Origin of the sequence: Parapedobacter koreensis (assembly GCF_900109365.1) — a bacterium.
In the GTDB taxonomy this organism is placed as follows: domain Bacteria; phylum Bacteroidota; class Bacteroidia; order Sphingobacteriales; family Sphingobacteriaceae; genus Parapedobacter; species Parapedobacter koreensis.
Genome location: NZ_FNZR01000001.1, coordinates 658,535 through 679,322, shown reverse-complemented (window position 1 = coordinate 679,322; position 20,788 = coordinate 658,535). Strand labels below are relative to the sequence as shown.

Genomic DNA, 20,788 nt, shown 5'->3' with positions numbered 1-20,788 from the left:
GATTTGGGATTATTCAGGGTTTACCCACCGACCGTCTCCACATATAATTTCAATGAGTTCGTCAAGCGCATTGGTTGAACTGACATTGCGTTTTACCACTTCTTTACCCCGATATAGGGTGACTTTGCCTGGCCCGGCACCCACGTATCCATAATCTGCATCAGCCATTTCGCCGGGGCCGTTCACAATGCATCCCATAATACCTATCTTAAGTCCTTTGAGGTGATTAGTACGGCTCCGTATCATTTGGGTGGTTTCCTGTAGGTCAAACAACGTACGGCCACAACTTGGGCAGGAGATGTATTCAGTTTTAGAAATACGTGAACGCGTAGCTTGCAAAATGGCAAAGGATGCGGATACCAATTTGTCAACGGGAATACTTGGTGCATCTATCCAGATACCATCCCCCATGCCGTCGATAAGTAGCCCGCCCATGTCGGTAGCAGCATATAATTGCAGTTTGGATACCGGTTCTTCAGGATTCATAAGGTCATTTTGCGGACCGGTGAATTCCTCGACTGGATATTGGCGGCGGATGATGACGGGGTTTTCGAGACCCAACTCAGCTAATAAGGAAAAAAACAAACGCTGATCAGCCATGCCATGCAGTTCGTTGGTCTCCAGCACGAAAACGATAGTACTATCCAATGGTAAGGCCTCGAAGCGTGACGTGCTTAGATCTGCACGACATATCCGTACCAGATTGATTTGCGTGTCTCGTAAATTAGCTTCGACAAATTCGGCCAGTGTATATACCGGGTGGATGTTTGTTTTGTCGTTGATACCTACCCAAATCCGGTAATCATAGAGCTGTTTAAGGTTGCCGGGCATGGCAAAAGAGGGTAGCTTATCAGCGAGGTAAACAAAATCTACGGATTGCTCACCCATGTGATACTTGTCAAGCAAGATATCGTACTTGTATCCAACATCCGTGAGTATAGCTGGATCTTTCAGGTTTTTGCCAGAAATATCAACAACTACCCGGGGAACCAATGAACCACCAATGAATGTGTTGACTTCAGTTGATACATGGGCGGTAGGTGCTGGAGAATAAGGATATTGTCCAAGGGATGATGATTCCTGATCGTAGGCCGCTGCTTGCCGGGTTTTATAGCGATTTACTAAAGCTATAGCCACGGGGGCTTCAAATTCAGGTTCTTCGGTAAGGGACACGCGTACGGTATCTCCCAAGCCATCTTCGAGTAGTGTGCCGATGCCTACAGCAGATTTAATGCGTCCATCCTCACCATCCCCTGCCTCGGTGACACCAAGGTGCAACGGGTAGTTCATCCCCTCGGCTACCATCTTCTCTACCAGTAATCGATACGCACGTACCATAACCTGCGGATTGCTGGATTTCATGGAAATGACGAGGTTATAATAGTGCAGATCTTCACAAATACGGATAAATTCCAAGGCCGATTCCACCATGCCTTCTGGGGTATCGCCATAGTGGCTCATGATGCGATCCGAAAGTGAACCATGATTTGTGCCAATGCGCATTGCGGTACCGTACTCCTTACAGATTTTTACCAGCGGCGCAAATTTGGTGTATATGCGTTCTAATTCAGCTTGGTAAGCTATCTGCGTATAACTAAGCTGGTCGAATTTTTTCTTGTCCGCATAGTTGCCGGGGTTGATGCGCACTTTCTCTACGATGCGGGCCGCAACCTCGGCGGCATTAGGTGTAAAATGAATATCGGCCACCAAAGGCACGGTGTATCCCCGCTTACGCAGTTCTTTCTTGATTTCAGCAAGATTATGGGCTTCTTTAACGCTAGGCGCAGTAATGCGTACATATTCGCATCCCGCTTCTACCATACGGATCGTTTGCTCCACAGAACCGATGGTATCCATGGTATCTACGGTAGTCATGCTTTGGATGCGAATGGGATTGCTGCCACCCATGGGCACGCTACCGATAGTGACCTCGCGTGTATGCCACCTTGAATATTCCGTCAGCGAATTGCAATAGCCTCCCGGCAGTGTATTTCCGATTTTCATGTCCATCATGGAATGCAAAGTTAGGTATAAATTGCAAGAATTGTGGAACCTACGATTTCAAATCAACCGGTCTTTAATGACCAACGTACCCGCAATCTTGTCGTGCAGGCATTGCTGTCTGCGGTCGAGGAACCCAATAAAAAAGCCGATACCGAGCGTCAATACTCCTATCAGCTTTGCCAGGTTGCGCAACAGGGCTTTGCCATAGCCAATCGGACGCCCCTGCTCATCCGTCACTTTGATGCCGATAAGCATCTTGCCGATGGAGGCATGCTTTTTAGAGCCTTCCATGGCGACACATAATATGAATTTGAATACGGGAACGAGTGCTAACCCGGCTAACAATACAGGGACGCTTTCCTGTGCATTTGGTGCACCCCCCAGGTATACCGCAGCCAGTACAGCATACATGCAGAGCGCAGTAAAATAATCGATACCCGTGGATAGCATCCGCATATCCAATGAAGCGAAATATTGAGGTTGCGCGATTTGATGTGTCACACCAAGGAGCCTGGACAGTTCAGCAAGTTCACGGAGTTCTTTAAACTCCGAATAGCCAGCAGGTTTTACAAAGTCGGTTGGGCGAAGGTTCATGCCCTGTAATTCCGCCAAGGTAAATGGCCCTTGTGGCTTCCCTTGAATGACAACTTCATATCGGTCGGAAGACGTATCCACGGGGTCAGTAACGCTTAACCGTAAAGGAACTCAGTCCACCTTGTAGGTCTATCCTGAATTTATTATTGGCTTGTTCATAGCCTTCCGTGATATAGGAACCATCGCCTTGTTTGATAAAGCCCGGGAAATCACGCGAAGAAAGCCCTGACTTTGCGACGATTCGGCAGGCCGCAGCACTCGGTATTTCGATTTCGATGCTGGAGACGCCCGATGATGCCGAGATTGTCGTTTCTTCTAATGGCATACCCAATTTGGCCTCGACAGATGCCGCGCCGCCTTTGAACCTAAGGTTAGCTACCTTATATTCCGTCAGGTCAAATTCTGCCGAACCGGCACCCATTTCGAGATCAATATCCCATACCGGATTGCGATTGAGGCTGATTTTGGCCCAGTTTTCGTCGCCATCGATATTCCAGGTACCTTTTTTGTTGTCCTGCATTTTAAATGTAAGCTCCGCGCTGGATCCTTTTGTAGTGGTTTCCAATTGATGGGCACCGATGGTGCTGGTGGCTTGAGCGCTGAAGAGCTGATCGGTTAGGCCTTTAATTTCATATTCCACGGCACCACCTCGGATACGAAGACGAGCGGTGGTAACGGAACTGTCGTATTCATGCGTAAAGGTTCCCTCTGATTTTTCACGACGCACCCTATCGTTGCTATCCGAAGACGTTCTCCGTTCAATACGCCAATCCCTATTGTTGAATGCCCACCAATCGCTGCGTGGATGAAAAGTGCCTCGATAGGCAAGGAAGGCCAAAGCAGCCACGGTAACCACGATAGAGACCGCATTGCCAATACCCTGCTTCGGTACGAGCAGGTTGACACCGATAATAATAAGGATGATTGGCCACATGCTGAAGACAGAACGCCAGTAGAAGTCGATAACATTCAAGTTATCTAATAATAAGACTCCTCCCACAAACAACAGGATGAGCCCCCAACACAATTTTTCTTTGTTCATAACCTTAGCTTATTTGGTATAAGAATGCGCAGATTCGTCATCATCGGTTGGTGATTCGGATTGCTGCTCATTTCCATTTTCTTGTTCATAGGGGAATGTGGAGGTTTTCTTGCTATTAAAAGCACTGAAAATGCTACCTAACCCCATAAGGATAAGCAATACGGGCCAATAGCGGGCAAAATCGCGCCAATGGATGATATCTAGTTGGTGTAGCAGAAAAAATAAGCCCACCACCAAAAGAATTAGACCAGCTATATACCGGTCTTTTGAAGGACTTGCCGATGCACTGGTTTTATCCATTGGATTCCAAGCATAGGCGTTGGTATAATCAACTGCTGTGTTGGGGGCTTCGGGACTCTCTGGTGCCCGGTAATTTACGTCGAATGGATCTTGAGGCAAGGAGAATACTTTCACGGGCAAGACAATCCACAATATAATGTAAACAATCGGCCCCAACAAACCGATACCGATATAACCCGAAAAGAAAACGCTGATGACAAAGACAAGCCTGAACCATGTCTTGTCTACGGCAAAATATGCACCCAAGCCCGCACAAACACCTGCAATAGCACCCTCGTGCGGTATCCGTTGAAGTTTCTTATCCATCGTTATACTATTTAAATGTTACCAAATTTTGGTGTTACCACGATTTCATCTACGTTGGCACCTGGACTCATCTGGAGACAGGTAGCGATTGCGTCAGCGATATCCGTCGGTAGCACAAATCGATCCGCAGGAACTGTTGTGCCTTCCCATGAGGATGTCAACGTTGAACCGGGGATGACTTCGGTTACCTTTACACCATATGGCCCTAATGCTTCCCGCAGTATATGGGTTAGACCCATCACCGCATATTTTGTTACAGTATAGGTGGCCGCGGATGCTACAGGCTTTCTACTGGCGATCGAGCTGATATTAAAGATATGGCCCTTTCGATTTTTTTGCATATTCCGGCCTACGATACGCGATAGTAAGTGCGGAGTATGATAGTTGACATGCATCTGCATCTCAAAATCTTCCGTTGATTCGTCGAATAACGATACAGGTCGGAATATACCCGCATTATTGATGAGGATAGTTAAATCCGGAGCGACACGGTCAATCCATTCGGTGAGTTGCTCAAGCTGAGTGCCGTCAGCAAAATCGCACGCCAAATATTGCACCTGGATATTGGGATAGTCGTTTTCCAATGTTGCTTTAAGCGCCCCAAGCGCTTGGCCGTCCCGGGCGGAAAGCAGTAAATGGCAGCCAAGGCTGGCGAGTTTTTCAGCGATAGCGAGCCCCATGCCTTTCGTGGCACCTGTGATTAAGGCCTTTTGATTGACAAGCGTAGACATATGTTGTGTTTCTATAATGTCAAAGTTAAGAAGTTTATTAGCGAGATGGCCAAACAATGGATTGCTTATTTTCGTTCATATTCGTAAAATGGGTATCTTTAGCCGGAGCTTTATACCCTATTTGGACTACGCATAGCTTATTATATGTTTTTTACTTATTTTGGACAATACTTGCTGCTACTGAAGTCGGTCTTTAGACGGCCTGAAAAATGGCGGATTTATTGGAAAGAGATTATCCATGAAATGAATGAAATCGGTGTTGGATCACTCGGATTGATAGCCATCATTTCTACGTTTGTGGGAGCTGTAATGACGATGCAGATTGCTTTTCAACTGGTGTCTGACTTGATTCCTACGTCGGTCATCGGACAAATCAATCGTGATTCAAGTATTTTGGAATTAAGTCCCACCATCACCGCTCTGGTACTTGCGGGAAAAGTGGGATCGGCTATTTCCTCGCAGATCGGCTCCATGCGTGTTACCGAACAAATTGATGCGCTTGAAATCATGGGCATCAATGCACCGGGCTATCTCATTCTTCCCAAAATACTAGCTGGTATCACCATGATTCCGATATTGGTGGTCGTGTCCATTTTCCTTGCATTGACGGGGGGGCTAGCGGGTGGTGCACTGTCCGGTGCAGTCACTCCAGCGGATTATATAAGTGGTATCACAGACGGGTTTATCGGCTATACGGTGGCCGTGGCCTTGGTTAAAGCATTCGTGTTTGGATTTGTCATTACTTCGGTATCTGCATTTAAAGGATTTTATGTGCGGGGTGGGGCGTTGGAAGTGGGGCAGGCCAGTACCCGGGGAGTGGTCATCAGTTGTATTTCCATCCTGGTCATGGATTATATTGTCACCGCCTTGATGCTTTAACAATTTTTTCTGTTGATGTCGTATGATTGAAGTTCAGCATATTCATAAATCGTTTGGAGACAACCATGTTTTGAGGGGCATTGACGCCCAGTTTGAAGCAGGAAAAATCAGCTTGATAATCGGTGGTTCGGGTTCGGGTAAGAGTACGCTATTGAAATGCATGGTGGGATTGCACAACCCGGAACAAGGGAAGGTACTTTATCAGGGGGAAGACTTCACACGCATGAATTTTGAAGATCGCATTCCTATCCGAAAAGAAATCGGCATGCTGTTTCAAAATTCTGCTTTGTTTGATTCGATGACCGTGGAGCAGAATATTATCTTCCCTTTGGAGATGTTTACCGATATGAGCCGAAGCGAGAAGGTAGACCGGGCAAACTTCTGCTTGGAGCGTGTAAACCTCGCTGGCCGAAATAAGTTGTATCCCGCTGAACTTTCGGGAGGTATGAAAAAACGCGTGGGGATTGCACGCGCTATCAGCATGAGCCCAAAATATCTTTTTGTGGACGAGCCCAATTCCGGACTTGATCCCGAGACAGCGATTCTCATCGATGAGCTGATATCAGAACTCACGGAAGAATACCAATGCACGACTGTGGTGGTGACACACGATATGAACTCCGTGATGGGGATCGGGGATTATATTCTTTTCTTGTATAAAGGCCAAAAATGGTGGGAAGGCTCCAATAAAGAAATTGCCCATTCCGATGTCCAAGAGTTGAATAATTTTGTTTTTGCCAGTCCATTCATGAAAGTCGCCAAGGAGCGTTTTTAATCCTTATCTTTGCCACAAAGCATTTTTATCTTGACAAACGGCAATATCCAACTCCTGACCCCGCAGTATTGGGAAGATTATGAACTTATTGACTGCGGTGATTTCGAAAAACTCGAACGCTTTGGCAATATCGTATTAATACGACCGGAACCCCAAGCCGTGTGGCCCAAAGGATTGCCGGAAGTGGAATGGGTTCGCCGCCACGACATCCGTTTTAAAGGTCGTTCGGCCACCAGCGGAGATTGGATTAAAAAGAAGCCCCAATTGCCCGATCGTTGGCATATCGAATACAGCAATCCAATCATCACTATCAAGCTACGCCTTGGGCTTACATCGTTTAAGCACGTGGGGGTTTTCCCCGAGCAGGCGGTCAATTGGGACTACATCTCGGAGACCATCAAGTCGTTTAACACGGCACAACCGAAGGTACTGAACCTGTTTGCCTATACGGGGGGGGCTTCTTTGGTAGCCCGCGCTGCGGGGGCAGACGTTACCCACGTAGATTCCATCAAACAAGTGGTCACTTGGGCAAACGAAAACCAGGAACTCTCAAGATTATCAGGCATCCGCTGGGTAGTAGAAGACGCCTTAAAGTTTGTAAAGCGCGAGCTGAAGCGCGGCAACCGCTATCACGGTATCATTCTTGACCCCCCAGCCTATGGGCATGGACCCAAGGGGGAGAAGTGGAAGCTGGAAGATCACATCGCTGAAATGATGCGCGATGTGGTTCAGTTGCTGGACCCTCGCGAACATTTTCTGATGCTAAACACCTACTCGCTGGGCTTCTCGTCTGTAATTGTAGAAAACCTGATTAAGTCAGCCATGCCCAATGTGCAAAACCTGGAAACAGGTGAGTTATTTTTGCAAGCCACTGCGGGGAGTAAGCTACCCTTAGGTGTTTTTGGCAAGTTTAGCAAGCACGAAAAGCGGGGTAAGTGATTTCAATCGCATATCGCATCTTCTTTTAGCTGGATGGCTGAAAACTGCAATTTGGCTTTTTCAAGGTGGAGCATCGTATTTTGTGAAAATATAGCGGTGATGCCGTTGGCATAGTTACACAACTGTTCGTAATAGGCAATCCCTTCATTCAGCTGGGCCTTGAATCGTGCTACATACTGCTCCTTTTTATCGGTTATGCTATGGCAATTATCTTCAACGAATTTTTTAATGTGCTGGACATATAGATTTAATTCATTGATGAATAAATTGGGGCGTTGGGGGACGTGTTCCAACAGGTTTTTGCGGCCATAAATATGACCAATCATTTCTTCTAATGTGTATGTTCGATTGAACCAGGCAAGATTCGGCCCTGGACATATGGCCACAGCACCGTTTTCCTTCGCTTTAAGCAAATGGTTTTTGATATACGCACTTGCTGCAAGTCCTTCACAAAGGCAAGTCTTTTCCGTTATCTTGTTCAACTGGCGAAGGTATTCATCAAGGGGTAGCCCCATGGCTTTTAGCTGTTTTATTTTTTTGTTCTGATACTGCCTTGATGCTGTACATATCGGCTGGTTAGTAAATTCGGTATTGGAAACCAAGTATTTTTTCGTGCAAGGACTGCCTGGACGGTCAATGGCTATGCGCTCGATGCGTTGTTGTTCGGCAGCGCTTTTCCTGAAATTGTTGAATGGGATGCCTAGCGGAGAGGCACCGCTGACATAAAAATCTTCATGGTCTGCATTGGCTAGCTTGTTTAGTGTATCGTCATCCACCGTTGTTGCTTCCGGTACGAGGAGGAAAGGGCTACCCCATCCGGTGCCGTCCAGTTGGTAATAGTGGATAAGGAAATTGTGTTCTTCAGCCGTGCCGATGCCTCCTTGTACCGTGAAACGCGTCCGCGGTATGCTGTCACTTTTTTTCCCCAACGCTGCGATGCTTTTGGTATATAGTTCTGCCAGTTCGCCGAGGAGCAATTCCTTTTTTGTCTTAAATTCTTCCAGTATCGGGCCTAAGAGGAACCCTTCGGTGGCAAAAGCGTGGCCACCACAGTTAAGCCCAGACTCTATGCGGAATTCAGATACCCAAAGCCCTTTCTTGGCAAGGAATTTGGCTTGTATCAGTGCGGATCGGTAATCACTTACTTTAAGGATAATCCGTTTTTTCAGCTTGCCGTCCCTGTCGGGCATGAAATCGATAAATTCGCCGAGATAGGTATAGAGCCTCGGATTCATCCCGGCGGAAAGCACGATTGAAGTTTGGAGCTTGCTATTCGCTGCTCCCCGCAAGGCTGCCAAAGCATCGGTATATTTTTCATCGAGTGGAAGTCCATTGTTCCCAAAGTTCAATTTGTCTACCTTAGCCATGATATTGACATCTACCGACCCGGGTTTGATATGCATACGCAATGTCTCCTGCAGCTGTCTTTTTTTCTCTTCGTCATGTTCCTCCAGCATAGACTTGTAGAGCTCCTTGAGTTTGGAATGCTCAGGCAACCACTCAAAATATCGTTGGATATCCGTGCCGGCCTCGAAAGGCTGGTGTTTTAATTCATTTGTACGCACCGCTACCAACTCATCGATCAAATCGAGGTATGCCGTAATGCGCAGTGCGCGGCAATCGGGTGTTTTTTTGTTGATGGCTGTATAAGATATTCCCGCTTGTTGGCAGTGAAATTGCCTCATTCGTTCGATAAGCTCATCGTCCACGATGGAAACGACAGAAGAAATACCATAATGAGCCACTTTAAGCGGGGTATCAATAGAAAAAGCTAATCCCAATACGGGAATATGAAAAGAATGCGTCATGTACATAGTCTATACAACAGCAAAGTACATGATATTCTGCTTGCTTTTCCGTAATCAGGGTAATGGAAAAATGTGACAGGCGTTATTTTTTTATTCGAATACCACCGTTTTGTTGCCCGTAATGATCACCCGATCTTCGATAATGAGAGCAAGCGCTTTGCTTAATACCGACTTTTCTACTTCTTTCCCCGCCCTTATCATATCCTTTACGGTATGGCTATGATTGACAGGTTTGATGTCCTGCGCGATGATGGGCCCCTCATCCAGATCATTTGTCACGAAATGGGCCGTTGCGCCGATAAGTTTGACACCTCGGGCATGGGCTTGCTTATAGGGGTTTGCTCCAATAAATGCCGGGAGGAAGGAATGGTGGATGTTGATAATCCGTCCGGGATATCGAATGACAAACTCAGGCGAGAGGACACGCATGAACTTGGCCAGCACAACATAATCAGGTTGGTAAAGTTCAAGTGTATCCGCGATTTCGGCTTCAAACTGTTCCTTGCTTTTCCCTTCGTGGCTTACATGGTGGAAGGGGATGTTGAAACGTTTGGTAAACGTGCTTAAATCGTCGTAATTGCCGACCACGCAGCAAATTTCTGCGCCCAGGGTATCAAAGAAATGACGGATAATGATGTCGCCGAGGCAATGGTGCTCTTTAGTCACCAATACCGCGAGTTTTTTTTGCTGGGGTGGGTTTACCGTCACGATAGCCCCTTCCGGCAGTGCGTGGGTCAAGTCTTCGGCCAGCTGTTCGCTGCTTTTGGCCTTACCGGCACACACGATGCGCACATAAAACCGGTTGGCGGCTTCATCTACATATTCGCGCATCGTCACAATGTTGAGCCGATGCCCAGCCACCGTATTGGCGATAAGTGCCACCAAACCGACGGCGTCACGGCACTGGATGAGAATGAGGGTTTGGTTTGTCATTTGCTTTTCAGGCCACCAGTTCCGTTGCTGCTGCTTTTTGTTCCTCGGCAATATCCACCTCTATGCGCAGGTTATTTACAATATGTTTCTGCCTGTCGGGAGTATTCTTTCCCATGTAATATTCAAGCAATTGGATGATCTTTTGGTCTTTGGAGAGGATTACCGGATCCAGGCGCATATCCTTGCCGATGAATAGTCCAAACTCTTCTGGCGAGATCTCGCCTAAGCCCTTGAAACGGGTAATTTCCGGCTTACCACCCAATTTCAGGATGGCGCGCTGGCGCTCTTCATCGCTGTAGCAATAGATGGTTTCTTTCTTGTTGCGTACCCGGAATAAAGGGGTCTGCAGGATAGACACATGTCCGGCCTTGACCAGATCCGGGAAAAATTGGAGGAAAAACGTCATCAGTAACAGACGGATGTGCATGCCATCCACATCGGCATCGGTGGCGATGACAATGTTGTTGTATCGCAGGCCGTCTAATCCATCTTCAATATTGAGCGCGTGTTGCAAGAGGTTGAATTCCTCGTTTTCGTACACGACTTTTTTGGTGAGGCCAAAGGCATTGAGCGGCTTACCCTTGAGGCTGAATACCGCTTGCGTCTGTACGTCACGCGATTTGGTAATGGATCCACTGGCTGAATCGCCCTCAGTGATGAATAAGGTGGTCTCCTGCGCCAGTTCGTGCTTGTCGCCGTAATGAATTTTACAGTCCCGCAATTTGCGATTGTGCAAAGACGCTTTCTTTGCCCGCTCATTGGCCAGTTTTTTGATGCCCGCGATATCTTTGCGTTCGCGTTCCGATTGCAGGATACGTTTCAGCAGTGCATCAGCGGTATCGGGCGATTTATGCAGGTAATCATCAAGCGCTTTTTTGACGAAGTCGTTGATGAAGGTGCGCACGGTCGGCCCTTCGGGCCCCATGTTCTGCGAACCAAGTTTGGTCTTGGTCTGCGACTCAAATACAGGCTCCTGTACCTTCACGGCGATGGCACCGATAATCGACGCGCGGATATCAGAGGCCTCAAAATCTTTTTTGTAAAACTCACGGATAGTTTTTACCACCGCTTCACGGAATGCCGCTTGGTGGGTACCGCCCTGTGTGGTATGCTGCCCATTGACGAAAGAATAATATTCTTCGCCGTATTGCTGGCCGTGCGTGAGGGCTATTTCGATATCGTCTCCCCTGAGATGCATGATGGGGTAACGCATGGATTCAGCGTCGATATTGCGTTCAAGTAAATCTTTAAGGCCATTCTCCGAGACAAACTTCTGTCCATTGAAATTGATGGTCAATCCCGAATTGAGGAAAACATAATTCCAAATCATGTTTTCTACAAATTCCAACCTATAGTGGTAGTGCCTGAAGATGCTATCATCCGGATAGAAGGTTACCGCGGTACCATTGCGCTGGGTAGTGGTTTTTTCCTCATCCTTTAATAACTCGCCTTTGCTGAATTCGGCAATGCGGGTTTTTCCGTCACGGTAGGACTGCACCGTAAATGACGAGGAAAGCGCATTGACAGCTTTTGTGCCCACCCCATTGAGACCTACGGATTTTTGGAAGGCTTTGCTATCATATTTGCCGCCCGTATTGATCTTTGATACCACATCCACCACGGAACCAATAGGAATCCCACGGCCATAATCCCGTACAGTTACTTTGTATTCATTCACGGATATCTCAATGGTTCGCCCAGCCCCCATTACAAATTCATCAATGGAGTTATCTACCACTTCCTTGAGCAATACGTAGATGCCATCGTCATAGGCCGAGCCATCGCCCAGCTTACCGATGTACATGCCGGGCCGTAGTCGGATATGTTCCTTCCAGTCCAGCGAACGTATGCTGTCTTCGTTATATGCTGTCATGAGTTCGTACTTCGTACTTAGTTATTCGTATGTTCAAAGATTACGCAGTGCAATAATACGTAATTTTGTTTTATTCCACCATGACCAACTGCTTCCGAACTCATCATTGATCGCCAGCTACCCGCACCCGTATTCCTTCGCTATGGCTACTGAATGCCGGTGCATACATGCATTGTATCGTGCTAATGCCGTTGGAGAAGTCGCCCGCCTGAGACACAAATACAGGATATTCAAATACATAAGTGCCTTTGCGGAGGTAGTTGAAGAAAAAGTTAGTTGCCGCATCGCGGGTGCTTTCATAGTATCCCAATCCACCTTGGTATCGGTATCCGCTCAGCACGTTGACGGGTTCAAAACATGCTGCCCGCATGTCTTTTAAATGAACATATTCCATGTCACGATCCACATGTAGTTCGATGCGTACGTTCACTTTATCACCCACGTGCAGCGTGTTGGCCGCGTTGATTTCTTCCAACACCGGGCCGTTGTCCGTATTCCGTTCAATATAAAGTTGCTTGCGCAAGCTCAACGGTGTCTCGGCTGCGGTAATTTTATCGAGATCCTCAAAGTATTGCCAATATACCGCGCCCCAGGCTACGCCTTCGTTGGTCGCCTTATCTACTGTTATGGAGATATTGCCCATTTCAGGGGTTATCACGTCGCCGTCGAAACGCTTCTTAAAATATCCGGTGCCCGCTTCGGTTTTCACATCCGTGGTGCGGATCGTTTCCTTGCCAAGCGTGATGGTCACCGTAGGCTCATTTATCAGCCAATCACTTCCTTGCAACAGCAATGCGTAGATGGCGTCAGCCGTTGCTTTGGTGGTATTCCAATGCTGTGTTTGCTTTTGTTTGAGTAGCCATACCTTGAGGTCATCCACAACCCGGGTATCGTTTCCCACTTCGGCAAAAGCTTCAATAAGTAGCGCCTGGGCTTCTATTGGTGCTTCATACCACCAATACCCCTGGGGCATGGATTTCCAATACATCCCCAATTCGGGGCTGTTAATCGCGGTCTCACGGAGGGATGTGATGATTTCGGCAGCAGCCTTATTGTTGCCACGACGATTTAGTGCAAGCGCCAGTTGGCCTTTCAGATAAGGGTTGAATTGCGGCCAATGATTGGTGGCTTGTGATACATAATAATCATACGCCGCTTGGGTTTCGGCGGGAATGGCAATATCCCGTGTCAGGCTGCGTAAATAGAGTTGCTGGATTTGAATGGAGCTGATTTGTTGGGTTTCCAATTCAGCTTTGCTTTTGACCAATAGATCGTAGTTGGCTTTAAGCTCGTGGTCAAGGTAGCCCATCGCTTTCACGAGTATCCCTTCAGCCACCTCCGATTGCGCAGCCGCTATACCGAGGTGCTGTAGGCGGGCGATGCCTGTCGCGATATACTGTGTAATGTAGCGGTCGCTCAGCATACCTCGGAACCACGGAAAGCTACCGTCGGGCAGTTGCATTTCGGCTAACTTGGCCAGGTTTTGCTGAAGGCCCAAGGCCAATTTATGGCTATCGAACAGCCGAGCAATGCGCCGCTTTTGCTCACTTTCATCTTTGGCCTCCATGACCCAAGGCGTCTCTTCAAGCAAAGCTGATTTTAGTTCTTGGTTTTTCTCCAGGTTGGATAAAAGGGCTGTTGTATCGCTCCCTTTCCATTGGTCAAAGATAGCCTTCACGCGCGGTGCCTGTGCTATGATGTGTGCCGCCAAGGCATTGGCATAAAAGCGGTTGTATACTTGTTCAGCACATTCATACGGATAATCCATCAAATAAGGGAGCGCCTGCACGGCGTACCAAGCCGGATTAGCTGTAAATTCCACGGTCAGCGCATGGTTTATGCGCGTACTGCTTGTCGTCTGTGCCAGCTTTTCCAGTTCAAAGGCCTTACGTTCATTGCCGCGGGTGGGCATCGGCAGTGTTTCGGTCACCAACATTCGATTGGTAATCACAGGCAAGGTGTTTTCCTCCCCGTCGGTGAAATTGCCTGCCCTTGCCGTGATGCGTACCACTATTGGGTTGAAATGGGTTGTTGGTATGTGGAGCGTCCAAGCTGCGGTCGTGCTTTGGTTGGCGTTTGCTGCAAAATCCCTTGACGAAATCTCCTTGACTAAGCCCCTTACCGGTTGTAATGTAGTGGCATCCAAAAGCTCCAAGTTGGCCGTACCTTTGAGGTTCGTTGTACCGATGTTGCTGATTTTAGCGCTGATACGGACGGTATCGCCCTGGCGGACAAAGCGGGGCAAGTTAGGCATTACCATCAACTCTTTTTGGGTTTTCACGCTGCCTTCGAGGTAACCGGTTTTCCAATCCGGTGTATGGGCAAAAGCCATGAACTTCCATTCGGTAAGTGCCTCCGGCATGGTAAACTGAAGTGACACGTTGCCCTCGGCATCGGTTTGCAGTTGCGGGAAAAAGAAAGCGGTTTCCTGAAGGTTCGTGCGTAACGGAATATTTTCAAGCTGTTCGGGATCATCCTGCATTACCTTTCCGCCACTCGCGGAGTCTTCGTAGCCGGAGATCTGTTCTTCATCTTCCATTGCCTTTGATGCAAAGGCATCCGTTGCCTCCAAGCGTTCGGCTTGCGGTGCAGCCGTTCCATAGGCATTAGCCACCCCGCGTATCATTATTCTCCCGCCAACTGGATAAATCAAGCGGGCTAATTCGTCGAGTTCGTCATAGCGCTTGTCATAACCAGCAGGCGGTGGAGCTTGGAGACTGTTTAGCCAATTGTAGCCTACAGACTGCCCGAATCCCGAACTGCCATTCCAATAATTTGTTAAAAAAGTTGTCTCCGTCAATGCATTCCAATGCCATTGGTGATGATTCAGTGCATCAAGTGACGCATCGTAAAGTCCGGCCAGCAACTCTGCAGCTACTTGTTCTTTTTTTGCCCCCTTGATGGTTAGCCGCCATTCTTCGGCATCACCCGGGAGTAGTTTGTCACGATGGGTCGCCCATTCCAGTTGGAGATCCCTGTCTGACCAAGGCACCATGATATGCTGCGATGTGGTGTACACGCGATTGTTGTATACATACAACCATGAGAAAGCTATTCCACCCCGATCTTGTTCCACAATCGCACGATTGACGAGCCGTGAGGTGGAGAAAGCCGTAAATTCCTGAGCCGTGTCAGTATTGGTTTCCAATACATAGGTGCTGTCGCTACCTGTCTTTATCATCAGCTGCAGCGACTCTCCCGGTTCCAGCGACGTCTTATTGTTATACACCAGCAAATTGGCTTGCGGTCTGGCTCGTCCGGCGGTATCAACGGCATAGACATATTTCTTTTCGGTAATGACGTTGCCCTGTGGATCCTGTGTAGTCAACTCAATGACGTGCCAGCCTTCCTGCTTCCACACCTTCGCAGGCACTATTACTTCGTTGGTCTTTTCCGTATTTATTGAAGCCGACCACAGCATGTCTTCCGGAGCCCATTGGAGGTGATCCGCTTCATCGTTGTACTCATCGTCGGGAAACGCTGTACGAAATTCCGCTTCGCTCATGAGGTGCTGGTCGGGTTTCTCCCACAATCGTTTCCTGTACAGTCTTCCGGGAAACCGGAGTGGGCGGATAGCTATGGCAACCGTTGCCGGGGTAGCTGTACCATTGAGGTTTTGGGTATGCACGAGCAATCGTTGCTGCTGGTGTAAGTTCAGTTGCTCATCAATTGAAGCCATCAGTTGCAGGGAGCGGTAGCCCGCACTGATGGCTATGGAATTACGTTGGGTTTCGCCGTTGATGTCCGTGATGTCCGCATATACCGTATAGGTGAATACCGGTAACGTTTCTGGGTTGAGCTGCCTGTCGGGTATTGTACTGAAAGACACATCAAAAGTGCCCTCAGCGTCGGTAGTTAACGTTCCGCTGGCAATTTCCATTTCAGGTGAATGAGGTTGTCCCCACCGATAAAATGCCCAGAAATATGGAAACCGCGCACGTCGTACCACCCGGTACCGAACTTCAGCCCCATCGATCGTGTTACCAGCATACGCTTGTGCCTTGCCGCTTACCGTGACCTCCTTGCCGAGGGCGATATTGGTCTTCAGCGTGTCAAACACGACCTGAAACTTTGGTCGTCGGTATTCTTCCATGACAAAGTAGACCGATCCTTGGTCATTACCTAGGCGCATCTGGCCGGTAAGGCCATTTTCAGGGGCGACAAATTGGCCTGAAAATGAACCGTATTCATTCGTGGTGACAACCAATTTTGTCACCTCTTGTCCGTTTACATCATAAAGGGTTACCGTGTCCTGTTGATTTGGCAATACGTTGGATGCCTTGCTCAGGGGGTTGTATTCCACCAATATTCCCTTGAAGTAAATGGGTTGTCCGGGGCGGTAAATAGCACGATCAGTAAAGAAAAAAGCGTGCTTACGATTTTCGGGTTGCTTGTCGTCGCTATTAATGGGATAATAGTGACCAGGTAATTGGAGCGAATCTCCGTGATGGATGAGGGTGATTCGCGTTACCCGAGTATAGTTTGAGCCGTATATTGCGGCCTGTTTTGCCCCCTCATTGCGTATTGCCGCTTTGCCATCTTCGTCCGTCGTGGTTTCTCCTAGTTTTATGTGCTGATAGTCTTTTTGCCCGGCGTTCCAGACACTTGCCCAATAGATAACCTTGGCACCACGCAGCGGCATGCCTGATTTGCGGTGCAAGGCAAACAGCCAATGACCGTTTTTGCCCGTGTTCGTCACCATGCTCAACGAGGAGACTTGAAATGGCGTAGCATGTAAGATGTTTTTGTCCGCTTGCAATTCCGGGGCTGCTGAAGCCACCAACAGGTATGAACCTACGGGGAGCGAGTCGATTTTCAACTCGGCACGGTGTTCATAATGGTCATCGGCAGCCGGCAATGTTTGCTCCCACGTGCGTAGCGGCTGGGTTTGGCGTATTTTGGTTTGCTCCGCTTCACTCGGCCTGAGCCGTTGAGCATCTATTGGTGAAGAGATTTTGAATAAGCTCAGGTATATTTTGTTGAGATTCCGGTACGTTACCAGGGCCTTGCTGTTTTCCCGAGGCAGTACGACTTCTTCTGTTTGTAGGCTCAACGATTGGCTAGTAAGCTCATGGCGTAGCCTAGCGGCATTCGCTGCCCCTTCGGAGTGGGGGAAACGGGAGATCAGCGCATCCAACCGCTCTTTCAACAGGCGGAGATCTACCTTTTCGTCGCCTTGGTTAAATCGGTGATCATATAACCACTGGATAATTGCGAAGGAAACCTGCGCAGCGGCAGGCGTATTCGAATAGCGTTGTTCCAATCTAGTCAACCCACGCAGGTATAAACTGTCTTTTTCAGGATGTACAGCATACCGGTGCACAAAAGCAAGCCGTTGCAGATCGGCATCAATGAGCGCGTCCGGTTGTTCATCATGGAGGTGGAAGGCAAGTACCTGTTGGTAGGTATGCAATGCCCGGAAATGCAGGGCCTCCGGTTGTGCAGGATTCACCTTTACATCGGCAAAAAGTTCTACGGGCTCAAACCATAAGGTACCGCTGATTTCGAATTGATAAGCCGGGCGGACAATGTCCTTTTCATCATTTTCGAAAAAGGCGATGGCACGGAAGGCAAGGAAGTCATACAATGTGGGGCGTAGCTGGCGGGTGTTTTCACCTTCGGCGATGAGGGGAATGTAATGCTCCACGGGTATGGCCTTGAGTGGTTCACTGTCTAAGATCGACGCTTGATAGAGCGCACTTGCTTTGGCGATGAAGGCGCCTGCATCCCACATAGCAATGTCTGCTGGAGGCACTCCAGCTACTGGTGTACGGCCAAGGATGGTCCAGCGATTACGTTGGTAATACTGCCAGTAGAGTTCGGCGTTGATGCTTTGCCAAATTGCTTTTTCAGGCCCTTCACTCACTTGGATGACCGAATCGATTCGTTGGATGTTGTGAATAGTAGCGTTTTCTTGAATACGTTCATCCACTCCCATTAGGAAGAGCTGCGCCTTAATCGTGTGAGCCCTGTTGCCATCTTTCTGTGCAGCAGCCAATACCGATCGTGCAATCACGGCGGCTGATTCCGGCCGCCCTTTTTCCATCAGGGTGTCTACCTGCTGCCATTGCTGTTTGAATGGGTCGTCTTTGTGTGGATGCTGGGCTGAAGCAACCGCAGCGGAAAACAATAGCAATGATAAGAATGCATTACGAATCATGGTGTTAGAATTAAAGTCCCTCAATGGTTTTACAAACTTAGTGAAATAGCATGTACGCTGTAATGACGCATTGTTGTACACAGATGCTACAAGCATGCCAAATCCATAAGTTTTTGAGATTTTTCTATTCTAACAATGTCACAGCCGCTCGATTGTCCGACGTGTTGCGATCCGCTTTGGGGCTTGTACGCCATTATCGTAGGTTTTGGATAGTTGGGAGATGGTTAGTTGCCTGTGCTTTTTCGATTTTAGGTATCACCATGACTATCAATGGTCACAGTGGTTTTTGTAAAGGTAAGAAGAAAAACGATTTACCCAAGATTTTTGACAAGATTGGCATAAATAATCCATACATTCGCCCTTATTTAATTTTATTTTTAGATTACCCATGCAAGAAGGTGTAGTAAAATTCTTCAATGAGACCAAAGGTTTCGGATTTATCACCCCAATAGGAGGCGGTGAAGATGTTTTCGTTCATGTATCTGGTCTGATTGACAAGATCCGCGAAAAGGATGATGTGTCTTTTGAAATCGCAAAAGGTAAAAAAGGCCTCAATGCGGTGAATGTCAGGCTCATCTAACAGAAAGTCAATTCGATTGGTTTTTGTTGAAGCTGCCCCTTGAGGCAGCTTTTTTTATGGTGTCTGCTTATGGCTATTTCAGCGGTATCCATTATCTTTATTCTCATGAAACTAAGATATGTTGCCGCGATTGCGCTATCGCTGTCATCTATGGTTACGCTAGAAGCCTGCTATCAGCAAGCTGGTGACCAACAGATCGTCACGGCTCAGGATACTTCCTGGGCACTGCCCGATTGGGCTTTCGGAGGCTTTGAACGCCCAGCGGGTATAAATCCGGTAATCTCACCGATAGCTGCTTCCCTTTTCAAAGATCCGATGACTGATACCCTCGTCGCCTGGGAATCAAATGATACATTCAATCCCGCAGCCACTGTAATAGACGGCCAGATCGTCGTGTTGTACCGAGCCGAAGACAAATCCGGCGTGCGTATCGGCCACCGCACATCCCGGCTTGGCTATGCCGTGAGTAATGACGGATTTTATTTCGAACGTCAAAGCACACCGGTCTTTTACCCCGCTGACGACAATCAGAAAGCTTATGAATGGCCGGGCGGGACAGAAGACCCCCGTATCGCGCAGACCATAGACGGTATGTATGTCATGTTTTATACCCAATGGAACAGGGAGATCCCACGATTGGGAGTCGCTACTTCCCACGATTTGGTTACTTGGGAAAAACATGGGTCTATCTTCAAGGGCAACAACACTTACCCGGCAATCTTCAATACCCCACATAAATCGGCCGCTATCCTTACCAAGGTCGTGGATGGACGCCAGGTCATCACGAAGATTAATGGCAAATACTGGCTGTATTGGGGAGAACATGGTGTATATGGCGCGACTTCCGATGATCTAATCAAATGGGATCCGGTGGTCGATGAAAACGGCCAACTGAAAGCCTTCATTTCACCACGGAAAGGATATTTCGACAGCAGCCTGACTGAATGTGGCCCTCCGGCAATCCTCACTGACAAGGGGATTGTACTGCTTTACAACGGCAAGAACGACCCCGAGAAAGGTGATCGGCGTTTTAACAAAGGCACTTATAGCGCCGGCCAGGTGCTCTTCGATAGCAACGATCCCGGCAAAGTTATCGACCGCTTGGATGCACCATTTCTCCGTCCGATGGAATCTTTCGAAAAAAGTGGGCAATATGTTGATGGTACGGTATTTATTGAAGGACTGGTCTACTATGGCAATAAGTGGTTTTTGTATTATGGTTGTGCAGATTCACGGGTGGCGGTAGCAGTCTATGATCCTGCCAACCCGGCTGCACCGGATCCCTTACCGTTTGATATCGAATAAATTTTGTATTATTGAAGACCAAATGAATGATGAACTATGAATCGTAGATCGGCAGTACGTACGTTACTGTACATTGCTGGGGGTACACTGGTACTTCCTGCGTGTTTCCATGAGTCACGCAAGGCCACCATCGCTTTGGCCAACCTCTCGGTAACGGAAGCCGACGAAGCGTTGTTGGAGGAGCTGGTCGAAACACTGGTTCCAGCCACAGATACTGCGGGAGGAAAAGAATTGCTCTTACATCTTTTCGTACTGAAGATGATAGATGATTGCCACAGCCCTGAAGACCAACAAGCATTTACTAAGGGATTAGCGACGTTTTCAAGTTGGTCACAAAAGGAACTGGGGAGATCGTTTGCCGAGGCGGGCATAGACGAACGCACGGCGTTGCTCGGGAAAGCGCCGGACAGCGGGGATAGTAATCTCGTACAGTTTTATGGCCTGGTTAAACGTAGAACCATCCAAGGTTATATGAATTCTCAGTACGTGATGACCAACTTGGTAAAATATGAGCTGGTACCCGGTAGATATAACGGCTATTTCCCGGTATAAGACAGCC

15 protein-coding genes are annotated in these 20,788 nt (G+C 48.1%); 6 read left to right on the top strand and 9 right to left on the bottom strand.

The window, feature by feature from the left end; translation table 11 throughout:
* Positions 1-9: 9 nt before the first annotated feature.
* From ispG to BMW65_RS02760, 5 genes are read right to left on the bottom strand one after another with little or no spacing between them, the layout of a single operon-like run.
* Positions 10-2,010: a (E)-4-hydroxy-3-methylbut-2-enyl-diphosphate synthase gene (gene ispG, locus BMW65_RS02780; protein ID WP_394332198.1), complete on the bottom strand. Its 2,001-nt coding sequence runs from the start codon at positions 2,008-2,010 to the stop codon at positions 10-12.
* 51 nt (positions 2,011-2,061) lie between these two features.
* Positions 2,062-2,679 (bottom strand): RDD family protein, encoded by a 618-nt coding sequence (locus BMW65_RS02775; protein WP_090602570.1) that lies wholly within the window; start codon positions 2,677-2,679, stop codon positions 2,062-2,064.
* A gap of 4 nt (positions 2,680-2,683) precedes the next feature.
* Entirely contained in the window at positions 2,684-3,640 is a 957-nt protein-coding gene (locus BMW65_RS02770; protein WP_090602568.1) for a LiaI-LiaF-like domain-containing protein, read from the bottom strand.
* A gap of 9 nt (positions 3,641-3,649) precedes the next feature.
* Entirely contained in the window at positions 3,650-4,246 is a 597-nt protein-coding gene (locus BMW65_RS02765; RefSeq protein WP_090602567.1) for a PspC domain-containing protein, read from the bottom strand.
* An 11-nt stretch (positions 4,247-4,257) separates the two neighbouring features.
* Complete coding sequence (locus BMW65_RS02760; RefSeq protein WP_090602565.1) at positions 4,258-4,977, bottom strand: SDR family NAD(P)-dependent oxidoreductase; 720 nt, start codon at positions 4,975-4,977, stop codon at positions 4,258-4,260.
* Positions 4,978-5,121: 144 nt separating this feature from the next.
* Here BMW65_RS02760 and BMW65_RS02755 point away from each other — a divergent pair, with 144 nt between their 5' ends.
* Genes BMW65_RS02755 through BMW65_RS02745 form a run of 3 tightly spaced genes read left to right on the top strand, consistent with a single transcriptional unit; the run spans position 5,122 to position 7,570 of the window.
* Complete coding sequence (locus BMW65_RS02755; RefSeq protein ID WP_090602564.1) at positions 5,122-5,856, top strand: MlaE family ABC transporter permease; 735 nt, start codon at positions 5,122-5,124, stop codon at positions 5,854-5,856.
* 22 nt (positions 5,857-5,878) lie between these two features.
* The gene (locus tag BMW65_RS02750) at positions 5,879-6,631 is read left to right on the top strand and encodes an ABC transporter ATP-binding protein (protein ID WP_090602562.1); all 753 of its coding nucleotides are present in this window, start codon (positions 5,879-5,881) and stop codon (positions 6,629-6,631) included.
* A gap of 27 nt (positions 6,632-6,658) precedes the next feature.
* Positions 6,659-7,570, top strand: a complete 912-nt coding sequence (locus BMW65_RS02745; protein WP_394332197.1) for a class I SAM-dependent methyltransferase — start codon at positions 6,659-6,661, stop codon at positions 7,568-7,570.
* Positions 7,571-7,572: 2 nt separating this feature from the next.
* Here the strand turns inward: BMW65_RS02745 and BMW65_RS02740 are convergent, their stop codons facing one another.
* From BMW65_RS02740 to BMW65_RS02725, 4 genes are all read right to left on the bottom strand, one after another.
* The gene (locus tag BMW65_RS02740; RefSeq protein WP_090602560.1) at positions 7,573-9,378 is read right to left on the bottom strand and encodes a hypothetical protein; all 1,806 of its coding nucleotides are present in this window, start codon (positions 9,376-9,378) and stop codon (positions 7,573-7,575) included.
* A gap of 90 nt (positions 9,379-9,468) precedes the next feature.
* The gene (purU, locus tag BMW65_RS02735) at positions 9,469-10,311 is read right to left on the bottom strand and encodes a formyltetrahydrofolate deformylase (RefSeq protein WP_090602969.1); all 843 of its coding nucleotides are present in this window, start codon (positions 10,309-10,311) and stop codon (positions 9,469-9,471) included.
* 7 nt (positions 10,312-10,318) lie between these two features.
* Positions 10,319-12,184, bottom strand: a complete 1,866-nt coding sequence (locus BMW65_RS02730; RefSeq protein ID WP_090602559.1) for a DNA topoisomerase IV subunit B — start codon at positions 12,182-12,184, stop codon at positions 10,319-10,321.
* Positions 12,185-12,287: 103 nt separating this feature from the next.
* Entirely contained in the window at positions 12,288-18,344 is a 6,057-nt protein-coding gene (locus tag BMW65_RS02725) for an alpha-2-macroglobulin family protein (protein WP_177180970.1), read from the bottom strand.
* A 388-nt stretch (positions 18,345-18,732) separates the two neighbouring features.
* Here BMW65_RS02725 and BMW65_RS02720 point away from each other — a divergent pair, with 388 nt between their 5' ends.
* The 3 genes from BMW65_RS02720 (at position 18,733) to BMW65_RS02710 (ending at position 20,781) form a co-directional block, all read left to right on the top strand.
* Positions 18,733-18,924: a cold-shock protein gene (locus BMW65_RS02720; protein WP_090602555.1), complete on the top strand. Its 192-nt coding sequence runs from the start codon at positions 18,733-18,735 to the stop codon at positions 18,922-18,924.
* 105 nt (positions 18,925-19,029) lie between these two features.
* Positions 19,030-20,229: a glycoside hydrolase family 130 protein gene (locus BMW65_RS02715; RefSeq protein WP_177180969.1), complete on the top strand. Its 1,200-nt coding sequence runs from the start codon at positions 19,030-19,032 to the stop codon at positions 20,227-20,229.
* A 36-nt stretch (positions 20,230-20,265) separates the two neighbouring features.
* The gene (locus BMW65_RS02710) at positions 20,266-20,781 is read left to right on the top strand and encodes a gluconate 2-dehydrogenase subunit 3 family protein (protein WP_090602554.1); all 516 of its coding nucleotides are present in this window, start codon (positions 20,266-20,268) and stop codon (positions 20,779-20,781) included.
* Positions 20,782-20,788: the final 7 nt, after the last annotated feature.

Excerpts from the sequence above, each read along its gene's own strand:
- ispG (WP_394332198.1), bottom strand. The coding sequence starts at position 2,010 with ATGGACATGAAAATCGGAAATACACTGCCGGGAGGCTATTGCAATTCG.
- BMW65_RS02770 (WP_090602568.1), bottom strand. The coding sequence starts at position 3,640 with ATGAACAAAGAAAAATTGTGTTGGGGGCTCATCCTGTTGTTTGTGGGA.
- BMW65_RS02765 (WP_090602567.1), bottom strand. The coding sequence starts at position 4,246 with ATGGATAAGAAACTTCAACGGATACCGCACGAGGGTGCTATTGCAGGT.
- BMW65_RS02760 (WP_090602565.1), bottom strand. The coding sequence starts at position 4,977 with ATGTCTACGCTTGTCAATCAAAAGGCCTTAATCACAGGTGCCACGAAA.
- BMW65_RS02755 (WP_090602564.1), top strand. The coding sequence starts at position 5,122 with ATGTTTTTTACTTATTTTGGACAATACTTGCTGCTACTGAAGTCGGTC.
- BMW65_RS02750 (WP_090602562.1), top strand. The coding sequence starts at position 5,879 with ATGATTGAAGTTCAGCATATTCATAAATCGTTTGGAGACAACCATGTT.
- BMW65_RS02740 (WP_090602560.1), bottom strand. The coding sequence starts at position 9,378 with ATGACGCATTCTTTTCATATTCCCGTATTGGGATTAGCTTTTTCTATT.
- purU (WP_090602969.1), bottom strand. The coding sequence starts at position 10,311 with ATGACAAACCAAACCCTCATTCTCATCCAGTGCCGTGACGCCGTCGGT.
- BMW65_RS02730 (WP_090602559.1), bottom strand. The coding sequence starts at position 12,184 with ATGACAGCATATAACGAAGACAGCATACGTTCGCTGGACTGGAAGGAA.
- BMW65_RS02725 (WP_177180970.1), bottom strand. The coding sequence starts at position 18,344 with ATGATTCGTAATGCATTCTTATCATTGCTATTGTTTTCCGCTGCGGTT.
- BMW65_RS02720 (WP_090602555.1), top strand. The coding sequence starts at position 18,733 with ATGCAAGAAGGTGTAGTAAAATTCTTCAATGAGACCAAAGGTTTCGGA.
- BMW65_RS02715 (WP_177180969.1), top strand. The coding sequence starts at position 19,030 with ATGAAACTAAGATATGTTGCCGCGATTGCGCTATCGCTGTCATCTATG.
- BMW65_RS02710 (WP_090602554.1), top strand. The coding sequence starts at position 20,266 with ATGAATCGTAGATCGGCAGTACGTACGTTACTGTACATTGCTGGGGGT.